Consider the following 1,844-nt stretch of genomic DNA (forward strand, 5'->3'; position numbering starts at 1 on the left):
GCTGGCCAGGCGTTTGTGCATACCGCTGGAGGGCGTGGGGTTTCCCGGGCACTTCCTGTTGCGCGTGCCGGGTGCCGACCACCTGCTCGACCCCTGTGGCGGCAGGCGCCTGTACCCTAGCGACTGTCGCGAGCTACTGGCACGCCAGTTTGGCCCCGACCTGCCGCTGACGGCAGAACACCTGCGCACCGCCAGCGCGCAGCAGATGCTGCAGCGCCTGTCGCGCAACCTGCGCCAACTGCATATCAGCCACGACAACCACCTGGCGGCGTTGATCGACGCCGAACGGGTCATGCAATTAGGGCCGGTGCAGGTCGCGGACTACATGACCCGCGCCTCGCTTTACCAACACCTGGACTGCCCCCAAGCCGAACGCTACGACCTGGAGCATGCCCTGCTGCTGACGGAAGACCCGGTCCAGCGCCTGAAGCTGTGTGAGCGCATCGGCAAGCTTCCGACGGCGAACCGCTCACTTCACTGAGCCGGGGTGTCCGGCTGCCGGGCCGGGTGAGCCTGGGCGAATGCCGGGTGCGCGGCTGCCAGTGCGGCAACCCGTTGAATGCGCGGGTAACCGCCAAGGTCGACAGCGAAACGCTCAGCCGCGTACAACTGCGGAATCAGGTACACATCGGCCAGGCCCGGGGTATCGCCAAAACAGAAACCCTCATCGCCAATCAACTGTTCCACGGCCGCCAGACCCTGGCTGATCCAGTGTGCGATCCAGGCGTTCACCCGGCCCTCGTCCTGACCGGCCTGGCGCAGCCGGTTCAGCACGCTGACATTGTGCAGCGGGTGGATGTCGCAACCGATGATCGCCGCCACACCGCGCACTTTGGCCCGCCGTTCGGCATTGACCGGCAGCAGGGCGGGCTGTGGGTACACCTCTTCCAGGTACTCGATGATCGCCGGCGACTGCACCAGCACTTCACCGCCGTCACTGCGCAAGGCTGGTACGCGGCCCTGCGGGTTGACGGCCCTGTAGCCGGCGCCACGCTGTTCACCTTGCAGCAGGTTCACCGGCAAGGCCTGGTAGGCCAGCCCCTTCAGTGCCAGCGCGATGCGCACCCGGTACGACGAGGTGGAACGGTAATAGGTGTACAGCTCCATGCCCTGCCCCCTCAGTTGGCCGCGACGACCGTGCCACGGCATTCGCCGAAGCCGATGCTGGCCACGCCATCACGCTGGCAGCGGGCGCGCAGGATGATCTCGTCACCGTCTTCGAGGAACTTGCGCACCTCGCCACTGGCAAGTTCCACCGGCAGTTTGCCGCCTTCGGTGATTTCCAGCAGGCTGCCGTACGAGCCAGGGGTGGCACCGGAGAGGGTGCCCGAGCCGAACAGGTCGCCCGGCTGCAACTGGCAGCCGTTGACGCTGTGGTGGGCAACCAGTTGGGCCACGGTCCAATACATGCTGCGGGTGTTGCTCAAGGTCAGGCGGTGCGGGGCAAGGCCCTGCTCACGCATGCGCGCGGTCAGCAACAGCACTTCCAGCTCGATATCGAACGCGCCCGCAGCCTGGTCGCGCTCGTCCAGCAGGTACGGCAGTGGCTGCGGGTCGCCTTGCGGCCGGGCCGGCTGGGCGCAGCGGAACGGCGCCAGCGCCTCGGCGGTGACCACCCACGGCGAAATACTGGTAATGAAGCTTTTCGACAAGAACGGCCCCAGCGGCTGGTATTCCCAGGCCTGGATGTCGCGCGCCGACCAGTCGTTGAGCAGACACAGGCCGGCCACGTGTTCGGCAGCATCACCTACCGCAATCGCTTCACCCATGGCGTTGCCCTGGCCGACCCAGATACCCAGTTCCAGTTCGTAGTCCAGGCGCGCACAGGGGCCAAAGCTGGGCTC

The 1,844-nt window shown here is 66.6% G+C and carries 3 protein-coding genes; 1 reads left to right on the top strand and 2 read right to left on the bottom strand.

From position 1 onward, the window contains the following. The coding region (locus APH30_RS27055) for a tetratricopeptide repeat protein (protein ID WP_156326744.1) at nucleotides 1-481 on the top strand (481 nt) is incomplete at its 5' end. Here the strand turns inward: APH30_RS27055 and maiA are convergent. Beyond that, nucleotides 475-1,107, bottom strand: coding sequence for a maleylacetoacetate isomerase (gene maiA / locus APH30_RS27060; RefSeq protein ID WP_054914245.1), 633 nt, complete (start codon nucleotides 1,105-1,107; stop codon nucleotides 475-477). The genes APH30_RS27055 and maiA overlap by 7 nt on opposite strands. An 11-nt stretch (nucleotides 1,108-1,118) precedes the next feature. Then, nucleotides 1,119-1,844, bottom strand: a 726-nt coding sequence (locus tag APH30_RS27065; RefSeq protein ID WP_177333806.1) for a fumarylacetoacetate hydrolase family protein, incomplete at its 5' end; no start/stop codon positions are given.

Source organism: Pseudomonas sp. NBRC 111127 (genome assembly GCF_001320345.1).
GTDB classification, from domain to species: domain Bacteria; phylum Pseudomonadota; class Gammaproteobacteria; order Pseudomonadales; family Pseudomonadaceae; genus Aquipseudomonas; species Aquipseudomonas juntendi.